The sequence below is a fragment of the bacterium genome (assembly GCA_019912885.1).
Classification (GTDB): Bacteria; Lernaellota; Lernaellaia; order JACKCT01; family JACKCT01; genus JAIOHV01.
In genome coordinates this window covers 1-1,140 of record JAIOHV010000116.1, presented here as the reverse complement: position 1 = coordinate 1,140, position 1,140 = coordinate 1, and the positions used below count along the sequence as shown (strand labels likewise).

General features: G+C 68.8%; 1 protein-coding gene. It reads right to left on the bottom strand.

Annotated features, from left to right (window positions below; translation table 11 throughout):
* On the bottom strand, window positions 1-976 hold a 976-nt coding region (locus K8I61_09620), incomplete at its 3' end, for a glycosyltransferase (protein MBZ0272286.1).
* Between the last annotated feature and the right edge of the window lie 164 nt (window positions 977-1,140).

Here is a 1,140-nt window from a genome sequence, read left to right as displayed (position 1 = left end):
CGGCGAGAAGGCCGGCGGTCGCCCAGAGGTATTGCACCGCGTGCATCAGGCCCGCGCAAAGGGCAAAGATGAGCCCCTTTTTTCGCGCGGCGAAGTGAAGGAAATCGAGATTGAGCAGCGCGAACGCGCATGCCACCAGCGTGAAAAGCGGCGCGGCGATCGCCGGCGTGTGCAGCGCGGTCACGATTGCCGCCGGCGCGCCGAGCGTGAGCAGCAGCGCCGAGAGGAGGTTCGCCGGCTTGAGGTTCAGGTCCGCGTGTACGACGCGCCGCCGCGCCATGAGCAGCGTCCAGGGCACCGCGCGCGCCAGCACATCGGAAACGACAAGGCCGGCGAAGGTGTATCGCTTCTCGTGCCGGACGCGGATCGACGGATCGAGCGCGATGCGCCCGCCCGCGCCGGTCAGTCGATAGCCAAGCTCGATATCCTCGACCGACGCCGCCTCGTAGCTCTCGTCGAAGCCGCCGATCGCCCAGAACGCCGAGGCGCGGATCGCGCCGCAACCGCACCAGAACGTGCGCGCCTCGCGGTGCGAGGTCAGGTGCGTGTAGTGGTGGACGAGATTCTTGTAGACGCTCGCGAAGTTCGCCGGGCCGGGAAGCGGCGTGTAGGCGCCGAAACATGCGTCGATCTTGCGGTCGGCGAACACGTCGAGAATCCGGTCGAGCGCATCCGGTTCAAGCGTCACGTCCGCGTCGAGAAACAGCAAAATCTCGCCTTCGGCCATCGACGCGCCGACATTCCGCGCCGCCGCCGCGCCCGAACGGCGCGTCAGGCAGACGTGCCGCGCCCCGGCGGCGGCGACGATGTCGTCGGCCGGTTCGGTCGAGCGGTCATCGACGCACACGATCTCCACGCCGCCGGCGCCCGCGGCGAGCACGGACGCGAGCGCGCCGGGAAGCGTTTCGCGCGCGTTATGATACGGAAGGATCACCGAGACGCGCGGCGCGGCGGACGATGGCGTGGCCTGGCTCATGACGGACGAATTCCCTTGTAGCCGAACGGCTCATCAGTGTCGGCCAGCCGGGGCGGGGCGTCAAGTCAAATCGCGGTTTTTGGCGCGCCGGGGCGTTTGCCGCACACCAAAAGGAAGGGGGGCGGCCCCACTGGAGCCGCCCCACCCGGGATCGCGTTTAAGAC